This window comes from Microbacterium sp. I2 (genome assembly GCF_051364985.1).
In the GTDB taxonomy this organism is placed as follows: Bacteria; Actinomycetota; Actinomycetes; order Actinomycetales; family Microbacteriaceae; genus Microbacterium.
Genome location: NZ_JBLWIH010000009.1, coordinates 261977 through 280265 on the forward strand (window position 1 = coordinate 261977; position 18289 = coordinate 280265).

An 18289-nucleotide genomic window follows, 5' to 3' on the forward strand; every position below is an offset into this window, starting at 1 on the left:
GGGTTTGATTCCAGAGGAGACGGAGTGGTGAGCGACCGGTGATGCGGGTGCTGGTGTGGGGAGAGAATCACCACGAGAAATACGATGCGAGGGTTCAGGAGATCTATCCCGAAGGCATGCACGGGACGATTGCCCGTGGACTGACCGAGCGGCTGGGCGCGGACGCGACGGTGGAGACTGCAACGCTGGACGAGCCGGAACACGGGTTGTCCGAGGAACGCCTCGCCCGGACCGACGTGCTTCTGTGGTGGGGCCATCTTCGTCACGATGCCGTTGACGACGCCGTCGTCGAGCGGGTGCACCGCCACGTGCTGGCCGGCATGGGATTGATCGTCTTGCACTCGGGGCACTTCTCCAAGATCTTCATCCGGCTGATGGGGACGACGTGTTCGCTGCGCTGGCGGCAGGGTGACGACCGCGAACTGGTATGGACTGTCGCGCCCACGCATCCGATCGCAGCCGGGGTGCCCCAGCCGATCGTGCTCGCCGCTCAGGAGATGTACGGAGAACACTTCGATGTTCCCGTCCCGGACGACCTGGTCTTCGTTTCCGGCTTCAGCGGCGGGGAGGTGTTCCGCTCGGGCATGACCTACTCACGCGGTCACGGTCGGATCTTCTACTTCTCCCCCGGGGACCAGGACTATCCCGTGTACCACGACGCCGCCATCCAGCTCGTGCTGGCGAACGCCGTGCGGTGGGCGTTCCAGCAGCGGGAGCGCGTCGTGCCGCGGATCGCGATGCACCGCGTGAACGACTTCGACACACCGCGGGAGTGGGATGGGAGCGTGCTCACGTGAGGAACGTCGTCGTCGTCGGCGCGGGCGGGATGGGTCGTGCGTGGATGGACGCGATCGCGCGGCGGGCCGACACCCGGGTCAGCGCTGTCGTCGACGTCGACCCGGCGGCAGCTCGCGGCGCGGTGGAGCAGCGCGGCTGGGACATACCGACCATGCAGACCGTGGATGAGGCTCTGGCGCTCGTCGAGGCGGACCTGCTCTTGAACGTGACGGTGCCGGAGGCGCACTTGGCGGTATCTTCAGCCGCGCTGCGAGCAGGAGTCCCCGTCCTCAGCGAGAAGCCGGTCACGCCGACGGTGCGGGACGCCCTGCAACTCCTCGGTCTCAGCAAAGCGACCGGCGTGCTCCTGGCGACGAGCCAGTCGCGTCGATACTCCTCCGGAGTACGGCTGTACCGGCAGGCCGTGACTGACCTGGGCAAGATCGGCCAGCTGGACGCTCAGTTCTTCCAGAATCCGCGGTTCGGGGGGTTCCGCGAAGAGATGGATCACCCGCTGCTGGTGGATATGGCGATCCATACCTTCGATCAAGCGCGCTACATCCTGGACGCAGACCCAGTGTCGGTCTATTGCGACGAGTTCAATCCGCCATGGAGCTGGTACCGCGGAGCGGCCGCGGCGCAGGCGATCTTCCGCTTCGCAGACGGCACTCGTTTCTCGTACTCGGGGAGCTGGTGTGCGGACGGTTTGACCACGTCGTGGAATGCCACATGGCGTGCGTCCGCCCAGAGCGGTGCAACGCGATGGGACGGCGAGAGGGGGGTCGTCGTCGAGAGGGCCGACGGCGACGTGCGGGAGCTGGAGGCGAGCGACGGCGACGAAGGGCTGGACGCCGCACTTGCCGAGTTCGTCGCCGCCCTCGATGGGGGGCCGCATCCGTCCGGCGAGATCTCGCGGAACGTATGGAGCCTCGCAATGGTGGAGGCCGCCATCGAGTCGTCTCGATCCCAAGCGCCGGTGCTCTTCGCAGATGTGTTCTCGGCCGCGCTGGCTTCGGCGCTCGAGGTCGCTGACGCAGACGTCGCGGCCGCCTTGCAGAGTTCGCGAGACCTTCTGAAGATGCGCTGACCGCGTCGGAGGGGTTCGTCAGGCGGACTCGCGTCCGATCCCGTTACGTTCATCGGGATGGAAGAGGCGGGGTCGGAGCAAACCGCGCCCTCAGGAGCGTCATCGCCCGCTGAACGGGCCTGGCAGCTTTGCGAGGGCGATCGGGTCGTCGCCGAGACAGGTACCCGCGCTCGGGTGGCGCGCGTAGCATGAGGGCATGCTGACGGTGATCGTGATCCTCTTGGTCGTCTGGGCGGTCCTGGCAGTTGTGGGATTCGCTCTTGAAGGGCTGCTCTGGCTGGGGATCATCGGAGTCATCCTCTTCATCGGCACGCTCGTCTTCGGCTTCGTGCGTCGAGCCGCCGGCCGCCGAGGCAAAGGGGTCTGACCCGCCGCTCCAACACGCGGGATGGCGTCGCAGCTGCGCGCCCTGGGGAATCCAGTGAGCTGCCCGTGAGTTGCTCTGACGTAGACCGCCAATATGAAGGGCAGACTCTGTGCCGCAGCGCGATTTCGACAAGCTCACCGAAGCCGACCTCCGGGACGTGGGAAGTGTCAAGTGGACCATGTTCCCCGACACCATCGGCGCCTTCGTCGCGGAGATGGACTTCGGTCTCGCTCCCGCTGTCAACGGTGCGTTGAAGGCGGCGCTCGACAGCGGGCTGACGGGGTACCTGCCGCAGCAGGTCGCGCAAGACATGTCCAAGGCGACCGCCGCCTGGTACGCCGACAACTACGGATGGGAAGTGCCGGCTGACCGCGTCCACCACGTCCCCGATGTCATCGCTGCGTTCGAGCTGGCGATCGAGAGATTCACCGAACCCGGCAGCGCTGTCATCGTCCCTACGCCCGCATACATGCCGTTCCTCTTCGTGCCCCAGATGCACGGGCGTGCCGTGATCGAAGTCCCGAGCGTCGAGATCGACGGCCGGATGACGATGGACCTCGACGCGATCTCTCGCGCCTTCGATGACGGAGCGGGACTCGTCGTCCTCTGCAATCCGCACAACCCGCTTGGCACGGTCTTTCGCCGGGAAGAGCTCGTCGCGCTCTCGGAGGTCGTCGAGGTCAAGGGCGGCCGCGTCTTCGCCGATGAGATCCATGCCCCGATCGTCTACAGCCCTGCGAAGCACATCCCGTACGCGTCGATATCGGACGCTGCTTCATCTCACACCATCACGGCGGCGTCAGCGTCCAAAGCGTGGAACCTCGCCGGCCTGAAGTGTGCGCAGGTGATCCTGTCGAATGACGCGGATGCCGCGACATGGGAGGCGTTCGGCATGTGGGCCGGGCACGGCACGTCGACGCTGGGAGTGCTCGCGAACACGGCGGCGTACACGGCGGGCGGTCAATGGCTCGGCAACGTCCTGGAGTACCTCGACGGCAACCGCCGCTTGCTCGCTGACCTCCTGCGCGAGCATCTGCCTCTCGCACGCATGATCCTGCCCGAAGCAACGTACATCGCCTTGATCGATCTGCGCACCTATGGGATCGAGGGCGACCTCGGCGAATGGTTCCGAGAGAACGCGGGGGTCGCGATGACCGACGGTGCCGCGTGCGGCGAGGCCGCCGTCGGGCACACCCGCTTCGTCTTCGCCCTCCCTCGGCCGTTGCTCCAGGAGGCAGTGCTGCGTATGGCGCGGGCGGTGGACGCTCACCTCGCCGAAAGCGACACCGCGGCCTAGAAGGGTCGACTCCGCGGCCTTGACCCTGACGCAGCGTCAATCCTTACGCTGACGGCGGAGGGAAGAGTCATGGCCGTCATCGAAGCGTCGGAGCAGGACGTGCGCAGCATCCGAGTCGCTCTCAGGGGCCCGGCGCAGCGAACGGTGGTCGTGGACGACCTCGAGAACATCGCGACGGCGGTGCGCTCGGGCGTGGACATTCGCGCTGTGTTCTCGACGGACGAGTCCGAGGCACCCGAGGTGCTCGACCTGCCCGTGCGTCGGCTCAGCAGAGGTCGCGCTGCAGAGCTCTTCGGCAATGAGAGGGTGTCCCGCACGTTCGCGCTTGCTGTAGCGCCGGCATCCGCCTCGCTTGACGACCTTCGGAGACGACCAGGGGATGTCGTGGTGCTGGACGGTGTGCGCTTGGCGGGAAACATCGGGGCAGTGGTGCGCACAACGGTTGCACTGGGCGGAGCAGGTGTCGTCCTGCTCGACTCCGGGCTGCCGACGATCTTCGATCGGCGCCTCATTCGAGCGAGCCGAGGATTGATCTTCGCACTGCCCACCGTGACCACGAATCCGCGCAGGCTGCTGTCGTTCTTGCGCAGTGCTGAACTGCCCCTGTTCGTCGCGGACTCGCAAGGAACCATGAGTGTCGACGACTACGCCGGGGTTGAGGGACGGACCGCGGTCGCGTTCGGCAGCGAGCGGCGTGGATGCTCGGAGATCCTTCGCGCGGCAGCCGCGAAGATCGTGTCAATCTCCACCTCCGCCGAGGTGGATTCGCTGAATGTCTCGGTCGCTGCGGGGATCGCGATGCACGCGCGTCGCCACCACAACCGAATCGATGCGCGTGTATACGCTCACTGAGCTCTGTCGACGCACAGGCATCAGCGCGCGGACGCTGCGCCACTACGAGCGGCTCGGCCTTCTCTCACCGACGGCGACCACCGAGCACGGTCGACGCCATTACGGCGGACGCGAGCTCGAAGTGATCGCGGAGCTGCAGATGCTCGTCATCCTCGGGCATGCGCTCAGTCGACGACCGGCCGTCGGGCACCTCGATGAGGTCTGTCGACAACTTCACCGACACCTGGATTCGATGGAGCAGTCGATGGCAGCGATTCGCGCCGAGGTCTCGCGATTGGCTCGTCCCGGGGAGGGAGCTCTGAGCGAGGAAGACCTGCTGGGCATCATCCGGGCGCTTGTCACCGGGACGAGACACGCGCGAACAGCATGACCACGGTATCGGCCGCCTCAACCGCCCGGGCCGCCCGGGTCGATCGGGGCGCCGTCCCCGTTGTCGGGCAGGTCCCCGCGCTCTACCGGAGCAGCCGGAACTTCGGGAAGGTCGGAGAAGAGGAGCTCCAATTCGGCGTCTGACGGCACGTGCACGGCCTCCGCAGCGGCCAGGAGATCCTCGGACGGAGCATTGTTCATCCCGGTCACCATGATCAACGCACCGTCGCGAACCGCGACGTACTCGTGCACGCCGCCGCCGGATCTGTGCCAGATTCCAGCCTCCTCGGTGCACGTCACGGGTCCGTCGGGTGCATCCCACAGCGGTATCCCGGCGCAGGAAGCCGCCGTCAGTTCGCCGCGGTCCGTGCGGATGGTCAGCATGGCGCCCGTGGTCTGGTTGAACCACGTGGCAGACATCCCTTCGGCGGCACCGGTGCCGACCGACTGCGGCGCGAGATCGTAGCCGTCCACTTCCGTGGTGTACACGAGTTCCGGTGCGATTCCGACGGCGCTTGCTCGCCCGGCGATCGCGTCCGGGTCTGCGGCATCCGTTCCCGCCATACCCGATGCGCACCCACCGAGCGACGCGGCGATGAGGGCGACGATGACGCTGAGGGTCGCTGGCGCGATCGCACGGAGCGGACGTGTTCGAGGCATGAGAGCATCCTTCCTCACGCGCGCGTCACCTTGCTCGCGACACGGTTGCGCGAGGTCGGCGACGAGGTCCGTCCCACGCCCGCCGCCGTTAGGCTTCTGCGGATGGACTTCGTGTTTCTCCACGGCGGCGCGGCCGCCGGAAAGCTCACCGTAGCGAGAGAGCTTGGCGCGAGTTTGGGCTTCGCAGTCTTCCACAACCATCTGATCGTCGACGCTCTCACCTCGGTCTTCACCTTCGGAACCGCGCCGTTCGTCAGACTTCGCGAGCAGTTCTGGCTTGCCACCTTCGAAGAGGCAGCCGGCAACGGCATCTCGACCGTCTTCACGTTCGCGCCTGAGTCCACGGTGCAGGCCGGCTTTTCGGAGCGCGTCCGGTCCTCCGTCGAAGCACATGGCGGCCGCATCCACTTCGTCGAACTGAAGGTCAGTCCTCAGGAGCAGGAACGCCGCATCACGTTGCCGAGCAGAACGGAGTTCGCCAAACTCGCCAGCGTCGAGACCTTGCGCCGCTTGCGAGCCGAGCAGTCGGTGATCGAGCTCCCACCGTCCGATCTGACGATCGACACCGATCGCACGTCACCTGCTGAGGCGGCGGATCTCATCATCGGCACCTTCGGGCTGAGCCCGGTCAGCCCCGTACCCCGGTATCCACGGTCGGCGCAGGGCGACTAGGTCACAGGTCCCTCCGATTCAGCTATGCCTGCCTGCGACTTCCCGTGCGCAGCTGCGAACCGTCCGGGCGTTGTCCCGAGTACTTTGCGGAAATGCCGGGTGAGGTGCGCCTGGTCGTAGAAGCCGGCTTTCACGGCGACAGAGGCCGGCGTTGCGCCGTCGAGCAGCAGTCTTCGCGCGAGGTCGACCCTCCGGCTGGTCACATAGCGGTGCGGCGGTGCTCCGAACTCTGTCGCGAAGGCGCGCGCGAGGTGACCGGGGTGGGCACCTAAGAGCCGGCCGGCCTCAGCGAGTGTGACGCCGTCGACAAGACGAGCCTCGAGCAGATCGCGCAGACGTCGGGCGACGGTGCTGTCGGGCGTGTCGCGAAGGTTCTCGCCGACGTCGGTCGCGAGGCGGGACGCGAGCGCGAGGAGTGTCGCTTCTGCCGCGAGTTCCTCGCCGGGGGTTGCCAACGCTCGGTGCGCGCGGCGGGCCGCGGGGACGAGATCGATGCGACCGGGCTGATCCACGATGCGGCCGACGCGTCCCTCCGGCATCCAGGATGCGTGGAGGTACGCGACGCGTTTGCGGAACCCGGAACTCTGGGGTGCAGCGCGCCCATCGTGCGCGACTCCGGGCGGCAGCAGCGTGACGGCCGACGCGTCAGCGATGCGTGCCCGGCCGCCGAGTTCGTAGGCCACCGCGCCCTCGTCGACGAGAAGGATGGCCCAGTCGGCGTGCACATGCGGGGGATACGCGTGATCGGTCATGCGGGCATGAAGCACCTCACGCACTCCGGGGACGGCGGGATGCCAGGCCTGCATCCAGCTGTCGTCACCCATGCGAGAAACGTACAAGACCGACTCACTGCGGGCAGCGGATCATCGGAGGATGATTGACGAGCCCGTACGTTTCTCCACCCGAATCGCCCTGGTGCTGCGGGATGATTTGCTGCCTTGGCAGGCGGTGAACGTCGCCGCGTTTCTTGCAAGCGGTGTCGCCGTCCAGCATGATCTCTTGGGCGAGCCGTACGTCGACGCCGAGGGCGCCGAGTATCTGCCCATGTTCGGGCAGCCCGTTCTCGTGCTGCAAGGCGACGGTGAAACGCTGCAGGGAGTTCGGGCAAAGGCCATGGTGCGTCAGCTGCGCGTCGCGGTCTACGACCGGGGAATGTTCTCCACCGGTCACGACTCGGCGAACCGCGACGTGGTGGCGCGCGCCGCCGGTGCTGATCTGGACCTCGTGGGTGTCGGGATCCACGGCGCGAAGAACGCCGTGGATCGCATCCTCAAGGGTGTGGCGCGCCACCGCTGAGCCTTCGACGCCAGTGGATTGCACAGCATCCCGAAATCGCGCTCGCGGTCGAGAGGGATGCCGCAGGCGCGGGAAGCGTCGCCGGGTTCAAGGATCCAGGCGGCAACGTGTTCTACATCTTCGACCAGCCCGCACGCTGAGAGCCGGGTCGCCGCACGCCGGGCGCGGACGCCCGCGATCGAGTGGCGCGGGCTGGATCCGCCGCGCGCCACTCGATCCCGGACCGCACGCTCAGACGCGGCTCATCGTCGACGGATACCCGCCGCCCCCGGGATAGACCCACTCGCCGATCATCTCTCGGTCGTCGTCCGAGAACGTGCCCCGGAAGTACGCCGGACTGCCCTTGGCGCCCGCCCAGATCGTGAGGGTGTCGCCATCGAGCTCGTAGACGTAGTCGAACGTGTTGCCCTGCGAGTCGTAGAAGCGCGATGCGACGTCCTCGCCGACCGGCTCTCCAAACGGGTGCAGGTTGCCGATCACTTCGAAGCCCTGCACCTTCTGACCGAACTGCTCCAGGTCCACGTCCTGGATGAGGAAGAACCCTCCGAGAGCCCACTTGTAGGTGACTCGGCCCGGCGCTCCTCCGGTGACCGTCCATTCGCCGACGAGCCGGTCCAGCGCGGCCAGCTGTGTGCTGGGCGTCGCGAGCTCGCTCTGGTAGCCGTCGATCTCGGGCGTCGTGTTGTCAGACATGTCATCTCCTATCGATTGGGGCGGCCGGATGCCGCTTTCACAGGTCACGACGGAGCCGTCATCGTGTTCTCGACATCGAGGTCGAAGAATCCGGCTCGGCGAATTCCGGCGGCGATGTCAATCCGACGCGGCCGGCTCCGTGGTGTCTTTCGATACCCCCGTCCGGGGGTCGAGAAAGGAAGGCACCATGACCATCGACACGACAACAGGACGCACCGTGATGGCGCCGCTCCTTCGAGTGTCCGCGTGACGCGCGCCGATATCCTGCCCGTGCACACCTCAGCGCAAGGGAGAACCGTGAAGTTCCTGCTGCTCAGCTACACACCCGCCGATTCGTGGGATGCCGCCACCGCCGACACGCCCAGCCAGGAGGCGCTCGATGCCTTCGCCGCTTATCAGAAGTTCGAGGCGCGCCTGCGGGAGACGGGCGAGTTCGTTCTCAGCGAAGGACTGGGGCATCCGGCCGTCACGACGACGGTCCGCAAGACGGCGGACGGCGTCATCGCGACCGACGGTCCGTTCGCCGAGCTCAAGGAAGTGCTCGCCAGCTTCGCCATCCTCGAGTGCAGCAGCATCGAGCGTGCGCGCGAGATCGTCGCCGAGATGGTCGCTGTGCTCGGCGAGCCCATGGAGATCCGTCCGATCATGGGCGACGACTTCGCGTGAACCACCCGTCCGACGGCCGGCGCATCGAGGACCTGCTCCGCGAGGAGGCGCCACAGGTGCTCGGTGCGCTGGTCCGCCGGTTCGGACGCTTCGACGCGGCAGAGGATGCCACCCAGGAGGCCCTCCTCGCCGCATATCGCACGTGGCCCACTGACGGCATTCCCACCGAGCCGCGCAGCTGGCTGATCAGGGTCGGCTACCGCAAGCTCGTCGATCTGCTGCGCTCTGAGGACGCCGACCGGCGCCGTGAACACGACTGGATCGCCGGCGACCCCCGCGTTGTGAATCCCGCCGAACCCGGACCAGCCGTCGTCCACGGCGACGACAGCCTGGAACTGCTCGTCCTGTGCTGTCACCCGACGCTCAGCGCGCCCTCGCAGATCGCCCTCACCCTGCGCGCCGTGGGTGGTCTCACGACTGCCGAGATCGCGCACGCGTACGGTGTGACCGAGAGGACGATGGCCACCCGCATCAGTCGCGCCAAGCAGAGTCTCAAGAAGGCGGGTGCGCGATTCGAGCTGGGCGCTACGGGCGACCTCTCGGAACGGATCACCGCTGTCGAGCGGGTGCTGTACCTGATCTTCAACGAGGGATACACCGCGACGGCCGGGCCCGATCTCACTCGCGTGGATCTCACGAGCGAGGCGATCCGGTTGACGCGTCTGCTCGTGAGCTCGCGACCCGACGATCCGGAGGCCCATGGCCTGCTGGCTCTCATGCTGCTGACAGAGGCGCGACGAGATGTCCGGCAGCTCGACGACGGGCTCGTCCCGCTCGAGGATCAGGACCGCGCGGGCTGGGACAGACGGCTGATCGAAGAAGGCACGCGACTGATCGAAGCCGCGTGGGCGCGTGAAGCCGTCGGGACGTATCAGCTGCAGGCTGCGATCGGCGCCGTCCACGCGAACGCTGCGACCGCGGCCGACACGGACTGGCCGCAGATCGCGGCGCTCTACCTCTGGCTCGAGCGTCTCGAGCCGACCAACCCGATCCGGCTGAGCCGTGTCGTCGCGGTGGCGCGGGCCTTCGGTGCTCTGCGTGGTCTCGCGCTCCTGGACGAGCTCGATCGCACGCACTCGCTCACCGTTGACCCACTGACGGCCCTCCGAGCTCAGATCGTGAGGGCGCATCTGCTGGACGAGCTCGGCGATCACGATGCCGCCCGGGCCGGCTTCGCAGCCGCCGAGCAGCTCGCGACCAACGACGTCGAGAAGCGATACCTCGCCGAGCGCGCACGTCCTTGACGTCGCCGTGGTCAGCGCGGCGCCCGGCGCGACACTACCGCCTGGCGCACCGGTTCCCCAGTGGGGTGGGGCGTCGCTCCGCGTACCGGCCCGAGACGTGGTCGTGCGCGCCGCTCGCAGACGCTGATCTTCGAAGCGGAGAAGGAACCCGCGGGCGTTACCTCGCGACCCGCTCCGTCACGGCGCCCAGCCGTGAGACTGCAGCCACGACAGGCACAGGGCCGTCCACGCCGAGGCGGTGCCGGCATCGCGCGCGAGGCCGAGTGCATGGTTTCCGCGTTCGAAGATGTGCGTCTCGTGGGGAACGCCGGCGCGCGCGAGGGCTGACGCGAGCAGGTAGGCGTGCTCGACCGGCACGACAGTGTCGCCGCCGGTGTGCCACAGGAAGGTGGGCGGCGCCTCGGGCGCGACGAGACGGTCGAGCGAGGTCGCCGCGCGAAGGGCGGGGTCGGCGTCCTCGCCGAGCAGGTTCACCCGCGAGGCGCCGTGCGTGCCGAGCTCCATCGAGACGGGCGGGTAGGCGAGCGCCACGAAGTCGGGTACCTCGTCGCGCTCGCCGTCCGGCGCGTAGGCGGCCAGACCCGCCGCGTGCCCGCCCGCCGAGAAGCCCATCACGCCCACGGTCTCGACGCCTGTCGAGCGCGTCGCGCGGATGGCCTCCCGGATCGCGAGGAGCGGAGCCGGATGCCGCGTCAGGACGGGATAGCGGAAGACGGATGCCGCAACCCCGGCCGACGCCAGCCACTCGACGATCGGCTCCGACGAGCGCTCCGCATGCATCGCGTAGCTCCCGCCCGGCAGCACCAGGACGTGCACCGACGCGCCGCTCACTGGGGCACCGCTCGACCCCGCTGCCGGAAGTCCTCGAGCACGCGATCCCACGGGAGGACACCGCTTGCCTCGGCCCACCGCTGCCACGCCGCCTCGAGGTCGGCGACGAGCCCGGGATTCTCGGCGGCGATGTCAGCCGTCTCGCCGCGGTCGGTATCGATGTCGTACAGCTCCCAGGGGCGGCCGTACTCACGGACGAGCTTGAAGCGTCCGCGACGGGCGGCAGCGTTCCCCATGTGCTCCCAGCACAGGGTCCGCTCCGCCAGAGCATCCCGCGACGCGGGTTCCCTCCAGATCTCGAGCAGGCTCGCCCTCGGCCTCTGGACAGGATTCCCGACGGCATCGAGGATGCTGGGCACGATGTCGGTGATATGGGCGGGTGCGTGCGCGACGGCTCCGCCGGCGATCCCGCCGGCCGGCCAGTTCGCGATGAACGGGGATGCGATGCCGCCCTCGTGGACCCAGCGCTTGTAGAGGCGGAACGGCGCGTTCGAGAGGTGCGCCCACGGCCGTCCGTAGCTGGAGTACCCCGCCTCCGGGCCGGGACGGATGCCGGGCTCGTTCCCGACCTCGACCTCGATGCCGTCCCGCGTGAGCGGCGGGCAGATGTCGGGGTTCATGCGTCGTCCCGAGAACGGCAGCTCCTCCGCGCACGCGCCGTTGTCGGAGCAGAAGACGATCAGCGTGTCGTCGCGCACGCCGTGAGCCTCGAGCGTGGCGACCACACGGCCGATGCCGCGGTCCATGATCTCGACCTGCGCCGCGTAGACGGCCATTCGCTCGGCCTCCCACTCCTGGTCCGCAGCATCCGTCCACTCCGAGACCTCGGGGTCGCGCGCCGAGTCCACGGCAGGCGTGATGCCGAGTTCATGAAGCCGCTCCGCGCGCTCTTCCCGCAGCCGGTCCCAGCCGGCGCGGTAGCGGTCGCGGTAGCTCGCGACATCCGCTTCGCGCGCGTGCAGCGGCCAGTGCGGTGCCGTATAAGAGAGGTACAGGAAGAACGGCGTCTCCTGCTGCGCCGATCGTCCGACGAAGTCCGCCGCACGGCGGGACAGGTCGTCGGTGAGGTAGTAGTCATCGGACGGCTGCTCATCCACGCGTCGCTCCCCGTCGTACAGCGGGGGCCGGTAGTAGCTGGAGGCGCCGGGGAGGATGCCGTAGAACTCGTCGAATCCGCGACGGGTCGGCCACGTCTCGTTCGGTGCGGAGATGTCGGAGGAGAGGTGCCACTTGCCGACCAGTGCCGTTGCGTATCCCCGAGCCTTCAGCAGCTCGGCGATCGTCGGGACCTCGAGGCTCAACGATCCCGCATACCCGTGCGGTCGGTCGTCGGTCGTGAGGATGCCGATGCCGACGGAGTGGGATTCCCGGCCGGTGAGCAGAGCCGCGCGCGATGGGCTGCAGCGCGGGGTCGCATAGAACGCGCTCATGCGCACGCCCGACGCGGCGAGACGGTCGAGGTTCGGGGTCTCGATCTCGCCGCCGAACGCACCGGCATCCGAGAAGCCGAGGTCGTCGGCGAGGATGACGATGATGTTCGGTGCGGTCATGCAGCCGTTTCACCGCCCTCGAGGAGCACCGAGCGATACGGGGCGATGAACGCTTCGAGCGCACTCCGCTCGGCTGCCGTGCATGCCGCGAGCGGCGGGGCCACGTGCGGCGGCAGCAGACCGAGCAGGTCGAGGATGGCCTTCACCGTGGGGACGCCGGGTCGGATGCCGTGCATCCCGGTGAGCGCCGTCGTGACCCGCTGGGCTTCGTCCGCCGCCGCGTCATCGCCCGCCCGCTGGGCGGCGACGAGCCGGAGCGACAGCGCGGGTGCGACATTGCCGGTGCCCGGCACGATGCCGTCCGCGCCGAGACGCAGCCCCGCCACGAGCGCGGTCTCGCCGCCCTGACTGACGCCGAAGTCAGGACGCGACTGCTTGAGGGCGACCAATCGCTCCAACGTCTCGAGGTCGCCGGAGCTGTCCTTCACTCCGACGACGTGCGCGAGGTCCGGAAGCTGCCCGATGACGGCCGGGCTGATCTCGCTCGTGTAGCGCGGCAGGTTGTAGACGATGACCGGGATGCCGAGGCGTTCGAACCGGCGGTAGTGGTCGAAGATCTCGTCGTCCCGGTGCCGGAAGTAGAAGGGAGGACACAGGGCGACGGCATCCGCCCCCCCATCGACCGCGATCGTGCCGCGTTCGAGCGCCTCCGTCGTCGCGGGCGCGGTGGCGTTGACGACGACGACTCCGTCCGCAACGCGCTCGCGCCAGGCGGCGACCATCTCGGCGACGTACGGTGAGAGGCTGCTGGTGGCGAGCAGCGGTCCCTCGCCGTTGCTGCCGAGCAGCATGAGCTTGGTGACACCGGCGCCGGCCATCGCGTCCAGCAGCCGCGTGCTGGTGGAGGCATCCGGCATCCCGTTCTCATCCAGACCCGTCACCAACGGCACGACGAGTCCGTTCAGCAGTTCGGTGCCGTTCATCAGTAGGGCCGCACTTCGGGAAGATCGGGCCACGCGAGCTCGATGCCCGCCTCGGTGAGCCGGGCCTGGAAGTCCGCGAGCTCGCCGGCGTCGTTGCGCACCCCGGACGGCGTGAGCCCGCGTTCGAGGCAGTGGGCCGCGAGAAGCCCGGCGACCTCGCCGACGTTCCACTCCACGGGGTGGAGCCGGAAGCAGCCGTTCGTGATGTGCGTCGTGCCGATGTTCTTGCCGGCGGGCAGCAGATTCGTCACGCGCTCGGGGATGAGCGCCCCGAGCGGGATCTGGAACGGGCAGCTCGCGACGTCGATGTAGTTGTCGCCACCCGTCGAGGGGTGCAGGTCGATGCGGTACATGCCGATGCCCACGCTATCCGGGTAGTCGACCGCACCGGCCTCGCCCCGGACGGCGAACGAGAGATCCTGCTCGACGACCGTGTACTCGGCGCGGATGCGGCGGGACTCCCGGATGTACGGCGCCTTGGCGAAGCCGTCGTGCGTCCCCATGACATCGGGGCGCAGCCGCAGACCCGGCCAGCCGCGGCCGCCGTCGGGACGCGGTGCCTCGGTCTGCAGCCAGTAGAGCATGCTCGAAGCCAGCTCGCGGCTGCCGTCGAGGTGGCGCTGCTTCTCGTCGTCGTCCACCCCGATGAGGCCGCCGTCGAGGTAGTCGATCATCGGCCAGTTGACGATCGTCACCTCGCTGTCGCAGAAGCCGGGCTCGAACACGTCGCGTGAGACGATGCGGCGGAAGGCCCACAGTTCGCGGTCGCCGGGATCGACGCTCTGATCCGCGACGACCTCGCCCGCCTTCTCGTGCGGCACGAAACGGCGCTCCAGCGGCTCGAGCGTACGGGGGTCCGGCGCCGTGAGGCCGAGCAGCGGCCCCGGCCAGTAATCGGGGCGGTACGAGCGCCAGTAGTCGTAGCCGGCCGGGCGTTCGATCGTGTGGTCTTCGCCCTCGCGGTACTCGAGCGCGAACACCCACGAGAAGGCCTGCATGTTGTCGGGCTGCGCCTCGTCCGAGGCGCTCGGCTCTCCGGTCTCGTCGCGCGACTCGAATCCCGTGACGAACTCGGTGCCGGTGAGGGGCAGCAGGTCGCCGAGTTCGGTCGCGTCCAGGAAATATCGGGCCTGCACCGTGACGTCGCCGCCCGGGCCGCGCAGCGTCACCGCGGTGACCTCGTCTCCGTCGGTATGGGCCGCCACCGGGACGTGGTTGTAGAGGACGCGCAGGCGACCCGACGTCAGGTAGGGCGAGACCAGGGACTCGAGAACGGATGCCGCGACACGCGGCTCGTGACAGAGCCGGCTGACGCGCCCGCGCCCGGGATTGAGCTCGAGGTCGGCCATCGCCTCCTCCGTGAGCGGGTACCAGCGGCGGTAGTGCTCGCGGATGCCGTCACGCAGGGCGCGGTAGGTGCGTGTCGCGCCGAACCGCTCGATCCACGGGTGCTCGTCCGGCGGGACGCCCTGGCTCGTCAGCTGACCGCCGATCCAGTCCGTCTCTTCGCTGACGATCACGCGAAGCCCGCTGCGCGCGGCACTCAGGCTCGCCGCCACACCTCCCAGCCCCCCTCCGACGATCAGCACATCGCACGTCTCGACCCCGATTTCAGCCAACGCATTCCCTTTCATCGTGCTCATGTCGCAGCATCCGCTCATGCCTCCGCGCCGGACAGATCCAGCGCGGCGGCCAGCAGGTTCCGCGTGTACTCGTGCTGCGGTGCGCCGAAGATCTGCGCGGCGTCGCCGGATTCGACAAGCTCGCCGTGGCGCATGACCACCACGCGGTCCGCGATCTGCCGCACGACGCCGAGGTCGTGCGAGATGAACAGCATCGAGAGGCCGTGCTCGCGCTTGAGATCCACCAGTAGGCGCAGGATCTGGGCCTGCACCGAGACGTCGAGGGCCGAGACCGCCTCGTCGCACACCAGCAGGCGCGGCTTCATCGCGAGAGCCCGAGCGATGCTGACCCGCTGGCACTGTCCGCCCGACAGCGCGGACGGCCGGCGATCGGCGACACCCGAATCCAGCCCGACGTCGTCCAGCAGTGCCGCCAGGGCCTTCTCGCGGGCACGCCCGGGTGCGATCGCGGGATTCGTGCGCCAGACCTCGTTGATGATCGCGCGCACGCTCATGCGGGGGTTCAGCGATGACCGCGGGTCCTGGAACACCATCTGAAGCTCGCGCTTGAGGGCGGCAGGACGGCGCGAGACTACGTCGAGGGGAGTGCCGCCGAAGGTCATCGTGCCCTCTTGCGGATGCTGCAGACCTACGACGCAGCGGGCGACGGTCGTCTTTCCCGACCCCGACTCGCCGACGAGCGCGAGAGTCTCGTTCTCGCCGAGGGTGAACGAGACCTCGTCGACCGCGCGACGCGCGGGCGGTGCGCCGGGCTTCTCACGCCGCTTGCGGCTGAAATCGACGACGAGGTCGCTCACCTCGAGCAGGGCGGCGCTCATGCCGGGACCTCCTCAGCGAAGTGGCACGCGCTGCGACGGCCGGGACCGACTTCGAGGAGTGCGGGGTCCACGTCGCGGCAGATATCGCGCGCCATCGGGCAGCGGGGGTGGAAGGCGCACCCGGTGGGACGTGCGCGCGGGTTCGCGGGCGCGCCGGGGAGCGGGTCGGCGATCGCGCTCTTCGCGCTGACCGAGGGCACACTGTGGACGAGGGCGCGGGTGTACGGATGCTTCGGGCGTCGCAGGAGCTCGCTCGCGGGCCCGCGCTCGGCCACCCTGCCGGCGTACATCACGACGAGGTGGTCGGCGACGTGCGCCATCACACGTAGGTCGTGGCTGACCAGCAGCATCGCGGTGCCCTCGTTGTCGCGCAGCGAGCGCAGCAGGTCGAGGATGCGGGCCTGCACGGTGACATCGAGGGCGGTCGTCGGCTCGTCGGCGAGGATCAGCTGCGGCGTGCCGGCGAGGGCGAGCGCGACCATCGCGCGCTGGCGCATGCCGCCCGAGAACTGGTGGGGATAATCGCCCGCGCGTGCAGCGGGATCGGGGATGCCCGCCCGCTCCAGCAGTGCGACGGCGGTGCGCTGGGCTTCCGCGCGACTCGATCCGTTCGCGCGGAGGATCTCGCCCACCTGCTTGCCGATGCGCTGCGTCGGGTTCAGGGCGGCGAGCGGGTCCTGGAAGATCATCGAGATCTCACGACCGCGAACCCTGCGCCGTTCGTCCTCGTTCATCGTCAGAAGGTCGCGGCCGCGGAAGCGGATGTGCCCGCCTGTCGTGGAGCCGGGAGGCAGCAGTCCGAGGACGGCCATGGCCGTCATCGTCTTGCCGCTCCCGGACTCCCCGATCAAGCCGGTCGTGGTCCCCGCCCGCATCGAGAACGAGACGTCGTCGATGATGCGCACGGGACCGTCCGCCCCGGGGACGTCGACCGTCAGGTGCTCGACCTCCAGCAGCGGCGGTTCGGTGCTCCGCGCATCATTCACCGACGATCCCCGTTCCTACTCGGCTGCGATCGTGATGCCGGAGAAGTCCACACGACCGTCCGGCGCCGGCACGAATCCCTGGACGTCACTGCGCCAGACGTACGCGGTCTCGGGGAACATCGGGAACATGCCCACGGCGTCACCCCAGATGATCTCGATCGCATCGGCGTAGAGCGCCTCGCGCTCCTCGACGTCGCTGATCGAGCCCGCCTCGGCGAGGAGCGCGTCCAGCTCGGGGTTGCAGTAGCCCATGCGGTTGGCGGCACACGTGTAGAGGCGGCCGAGGTTGGTCGCGGCGTCGAAGCCCGCCGAGCCGATCTGCTGGATGTTGATGTCCCAGTTCAGAGCGAGGAGGTCTTCGAGGAACACGGCCTGCTCCTTCTCGAGCACTTCGACCTGCACACCGATCTCGGCGAGATCGGAGGCCACAGCCTTCGTCACCTCGGCGAACTGCGGCTGCGAATACTGGAAGCGCAGCACCGTCGAGTAGTCGAAGCCGGCCTCATCCAGGGCCGCCTTCGCCGCGTCGGGATCGAACTCGACGAGCTCTTGCGGCGCATAGCCCAGGACGTTCGGTGCCACGGGAGAATCGGCGATCGTGCCCGTCTCGGGGAACAGGCTCGTGACGATCGTCTCGAAATCGACCGCCTGCCAGATCGCCCGACGCACCTCGGCGTCCGCGAGAGCCGGCGTCGAGCTGTTCATCCACATCGTCAGGACCGCTGCGGTGGGCTCTGTCTCGACGACGAGTTCGCTGTCCTCGCGGAGCATCGTCACCTGGTCGTCGGGCATACCCCACGCGGCCTGGATCTCACCGGTCTGCAGTGCCGTGATCCGCGCCGCCAGCTCGGGGATCGTGCGCAGCTCGAGCGACTCGAGAGTCGGCACCTCGCCCCAGTAGTTCGGGTTGGGCACGAGCTGGAGCGACGAACCGGGCACGAACTCCTCCACCATGAAGGGGCCTGATCCGATTGGCTCCGCGAAGCTGGACTCGTCCACCCCGGCGGGCGTGACCGAGAAGTTGACCAGCTTGCCGAGCAGCGCGGCGTCGGAGGCCGGGGGAGTGAAGACGACCGTGCGCTCGTCAGGAGCAGCCACGGTGTAGTCCTTGAAGTTGCCCGCCAGCGGACCGGCCAGCGCCAGGACGCGTTCGAACGACGCCACGACATCCTCCGACGTCACGGGCGTCTCGTCCGAGAACACGATGTCGTCGCGAAGGGTGAACGTCCATTCGCTCGCGTCTTCGTTGGCCTCCCACGACTCCGCGAGCTCGCCCTCGAATTCACCTGCCCCTGTCGTCTTGATCAGGTTGCTGTAGATCGACTCGGCCGCAAGGCCCGTGCCGCCGTCCTGCGACAGGGCGCCGTGCGGGTCGAGACCCTCGATCGGGAACTGCACGCCGACGACGAGCTCCTGCTCTTCGGCGAGTGGCGCATCCGATTCCGCGGGGGGCGTCGCTGTGGTGGTGCACCCGGCGAGCGCGAGGACGGCGATCGCCGCGCCCACGACGGAGAGTGCGGTTCTGGTGCTGTGCATGTCTTTCTTCTCCTTGTGTGAC

General features: G+C 68.4%; 20 protein-coding genes. 10 read left to right on the forward strand and 10 right to left on the reverse strand.

All coding sequences use genetic code 11. From position 1 onward, the window contains the following. Positions 1-41: 41 nt before the first annotated feature. The 6 genes from ACLKM7_RS08275 to ACLKM7_RS08300 all read left to right on the forward strand — a co-directional run bounded on the left by ACLKM7_RS08275 (position 42) and on the right by ACLKM7_RS08300 (position 4750). Complete coding sequence (locus ACLKM7_RS08275) at positions 42-797, forward strand: ThuA domain-containing protein (RefSeq protein ID WP_436446893.1); 756 nt, start codon at positions 42-44, stop codon at positions 795-797. Continuing rightward, on the forward strand, positions 794-1864 hold the full coding sequence (locus ACLKM7_RS08280) for a Gfo/Idh/MocA family protein (RefSeq protein WP_436446672.1): 1071 nt from the start codon (positions 794-796) through the stop codon (positions 1862-1864). Before ACLKM7_RS08275 ends, ACLKM7_RS08280 begins: the two co-directional genes overlap by 4 nt. Positions 1865-2060: 196 nt before the next feature. After that, positions 2061-2231, forward strand: coding sequence for a hypothetical protein (locus ACLKM7_RS08285; RefSeq protein WP_436446673.1), 171 nt, complete (start codon positions 2061-2063; stop codon positions 2229-2231). A gap of 109 nt (positions 2232-2340) precedes the next feature. Continuing rightward, positions 2341-3528 (forward strand): MalY/PatB family protein, encoded by a 1188-nt coding sequence (locus ACLKM7_RS08290; protein WP_436446674.1) that lies wholly within the window; start codon positions 2341-2343, stop codon positions 3526-3528. Between the two features lie 69 nt (positions 3529-3597). Next, complete coding sequence (locus ACLKM7_RS08295; RefSeq protein WP_436446675.1) at positions 3598-4380, forward strand: TrmH family RNA methyltransferase; 783 nt, start codon at positions 3598-3600, stop codon at positions 4378-4380. Next, complete coding sequence (locus tag ACLKM7_RS08300; RefSeq protein ID WP_436446676.1) at positions 4364-4750, forward strand: MerR family transcriptional regulator; 387 nt, start codon at positions 4364-4366, stop codon at positions 4748-4750. The genes ACLKM7_RS08295 and ACLKM7_RS08300 overlap by 17 nt, the downstream gene beginning before the upstream one ends. A 17-nt stretch (positions 4751-4767) precedes the next feature. Here the strand turns inward: ACLKM7_RS08300 and ACLKM7_RS08305 are convergent, their stop codons facing one another. Then, positions 4768-5409 (reverse strand): hypothetical protein, encoded by a 642-nt coding sequence (locus ACLKM7_RS08305; protein WP_436446677.1) that lies wholly within the window; start codon positions 5407-5409, stop codon positions 4768-4770. Positions 5410-5511: 102 nt separating this feature from the next. Between ACLKM7_RS08305 and ACLKM7_RS08310 the strand changes: the two genes are divergently transcribed. Beyond that, positions 5512-6081, forward strand: coding sequence for a hypothetical protein (locus ACLKM7_RS08310; RefSeq protein ID WP_436446678.1), 570 nt, complete (start codon positions 5512-5514; stop codon positions 6079-6081). Here ACLKM7_RS08310 and ACLKM7_RS08315 read toward each other — a convergent pair. After that, on the reverse strand, positions 6078-6905 hold the full coding sequence (locus ACLKM7_RS08315) for a helix-turn-helix domain-containing protein (RefSeq protein ID WP_436446679.1): 828 nt from the start codon (positions 6903-6905) through the stop codon (positions 6078-6080). The two genes, ACLKM7_RS08310 and ACLKM7_RS08315, sit on opposite strands and share 4 nt — an antisense overlap. Positions 6906-6954: 49 nt before the next feature. Here ACLKM7_RS08315 and ACLKM7_RS08320 point away from each other — a divergent pair, with 49 nt between their 5' ends. Then, the gene (locus ACLKM7_RS08320; RefSeq protein WP_436446680.1) at positions 6955-7377 is read left to right on the forward strand and encodes a DUF2000 family protein; all 423 of its coding nucleotides are present in this window, start codon (positions 6955-6957) and stop codon (positions 7375-7377) included. Positions 7378-7608: 231 nt separating this feature from the next. Here ACLKM7_RS08320 and ACLKM7_RS08325 read toward each other — a convergent pair whose 3' ends face one another. Next, the gene (locus tag ACLKM7_RS08325) at positions 7609-8070 is read right to left on the reverse strand and encodes a hypothetical protein (RefSeq protein ID WP_168913629.1); all 462 of its coding nucleotides are present in this window, start codon (positions 8068-8070) and stop codon (positions 7609-7611) included. 246 nt (positions 8071-8316) lie between these two features. On the opposite strand from ACLKM7_RS08325, the gene ACLKM7_RS08330 reads away from it, so the two are divergent. Both ACLKM7_RS08330 and ACLKM7_RS08335 read left to right on the forward strand, forming a co-directional pair. Beyond that, positions 8317-8736 carry a YciI family protein gene (locus tag ACLKM7_RS08330; RefSeq protein ID WP_343234300.1) on the forward strand — a complete coding sequence of 140 codons (420 nt, stop codon included), beginning with the start codon at positions 8317-8319 and terminating at the stop codon, positions 8734-8736. Further along, positions 8733-9980, forward strand: coding sequence for an RNA polymerase sigma factor (locus ACLKM7_RS08335; RefSeq protein WP_436446681.1), 1248 nt, complete (start codon positions 8733-8735; stop codon positions 9978-9980). Before ACLKM7_RS08330 ends, ACLKM7_RS08335 begins: the two co-directional genes overlap by 4 nt. Positions 9981-10157: 177 nt before the next feature. Here ACLKM7_RS08335 and ACLKM7_RS08340 read toward each other — a convergent pair whose 3' ends face one another. Genes ACLKM7_RS08340 through ACLKM7_RS08370 form a run of 7 tightly spaced genes read right to left on the reverse strand, consistent with a single transcriptional unit; the run spans position 10158 to position 18267 of the window. Further along, positions 10158-10811 carry an alpha/beta hydrolase gene (locus tag ACLKM7_RS08340; protein WP_436446682.1) on the reverse strand — a complete coding sequence of 218 codons (654 nt, stop codon included), beginning with the start codon at positions 10809-10811 and terminating at the stop codon, positions 10158-10160. Next, positions 10808-12361, reverse strand: coding sequence for an arylsulfatase (locus ACLKM7_RS08345; protein WP_436446683.1), 1554 nt, complete (start codon positions 12359-12361; stop codon positions 10808-10810). The genes ACLKM7_RS08340 and ACLKM7_RS08345 overlap by 4 nt, the downstream gene beginning before the upstream one ends. Then, a complete protein-coding gene (locus ACLKM7_RS08350; RefSeq protein WP_436446684.1) occupies positions 12358-13284 on the reverse strand; it encodes a dihydrodipicolinate synthase family protein in 927 nt (308 codons plus the stop codon). Before ACLKM7_RS08350 ends, ACLKM7_RS08345 begins: the two co-directional genes overlap by 4 nt. After that, positions 13284-14927 carry an FAD-dependent oxidoreductase gene (locus ACLKM7_RS08355; RefSeq protein ID WP_436446685.1) on the reverse strand — a complete coding sequence of 548 codons (1644 nt, stop codon included), beginning with the start codon at positions 14925-14927 and terminating at the stop codon, positions 13284-13286. The genes ACLKM7_RS08350 and ACLKM7_RS08355 overlap by 1 nt, the downstream gene beginning before the upstream one ends. A gap of 14 nt (positions 14928-14941) precedes the next feature. Continuing rightward, the gene (locus ACLKM7_RS08360; RefSeq protein WP_436446686.1) at positions 14942-15745 is read right to left on the reverse strand and encodes an ABC transporter ATP-binding protein; all 804 of its coding nucleotides are present in this window, start codon (positions 15743-15745) and stop codon (positions 14942-14944) included. Next, positions 15742-16731: an ABC transporter ATP-binding protein gene (locus tag ACLKM7_RS08365; RefSeq protein ID WP_436446687.1), complete on the reverse strand. Its 990-nt coding sequence runs from the start codon at positions 16729-16731 to the stop codon at positions 15742-15744. Before ACLKM7_RS08365 ends, ACLKM7_RS08360 begins: the two co-directional genes overlap by 4 nt. A 15-nt stretch (positions 16732-16746) precedes the next feature. Further along, entirely contained in the window at positions 16747-18267 is a 1521-nt protein-coding gene (locus ACLKM7_RS08370) for an ABC transporter substrate-binding protein (RefSeq protein WP_436446688.1), read from the reverse strand. Positions 18268-18289: the final 22 nt, after the last annotated feature.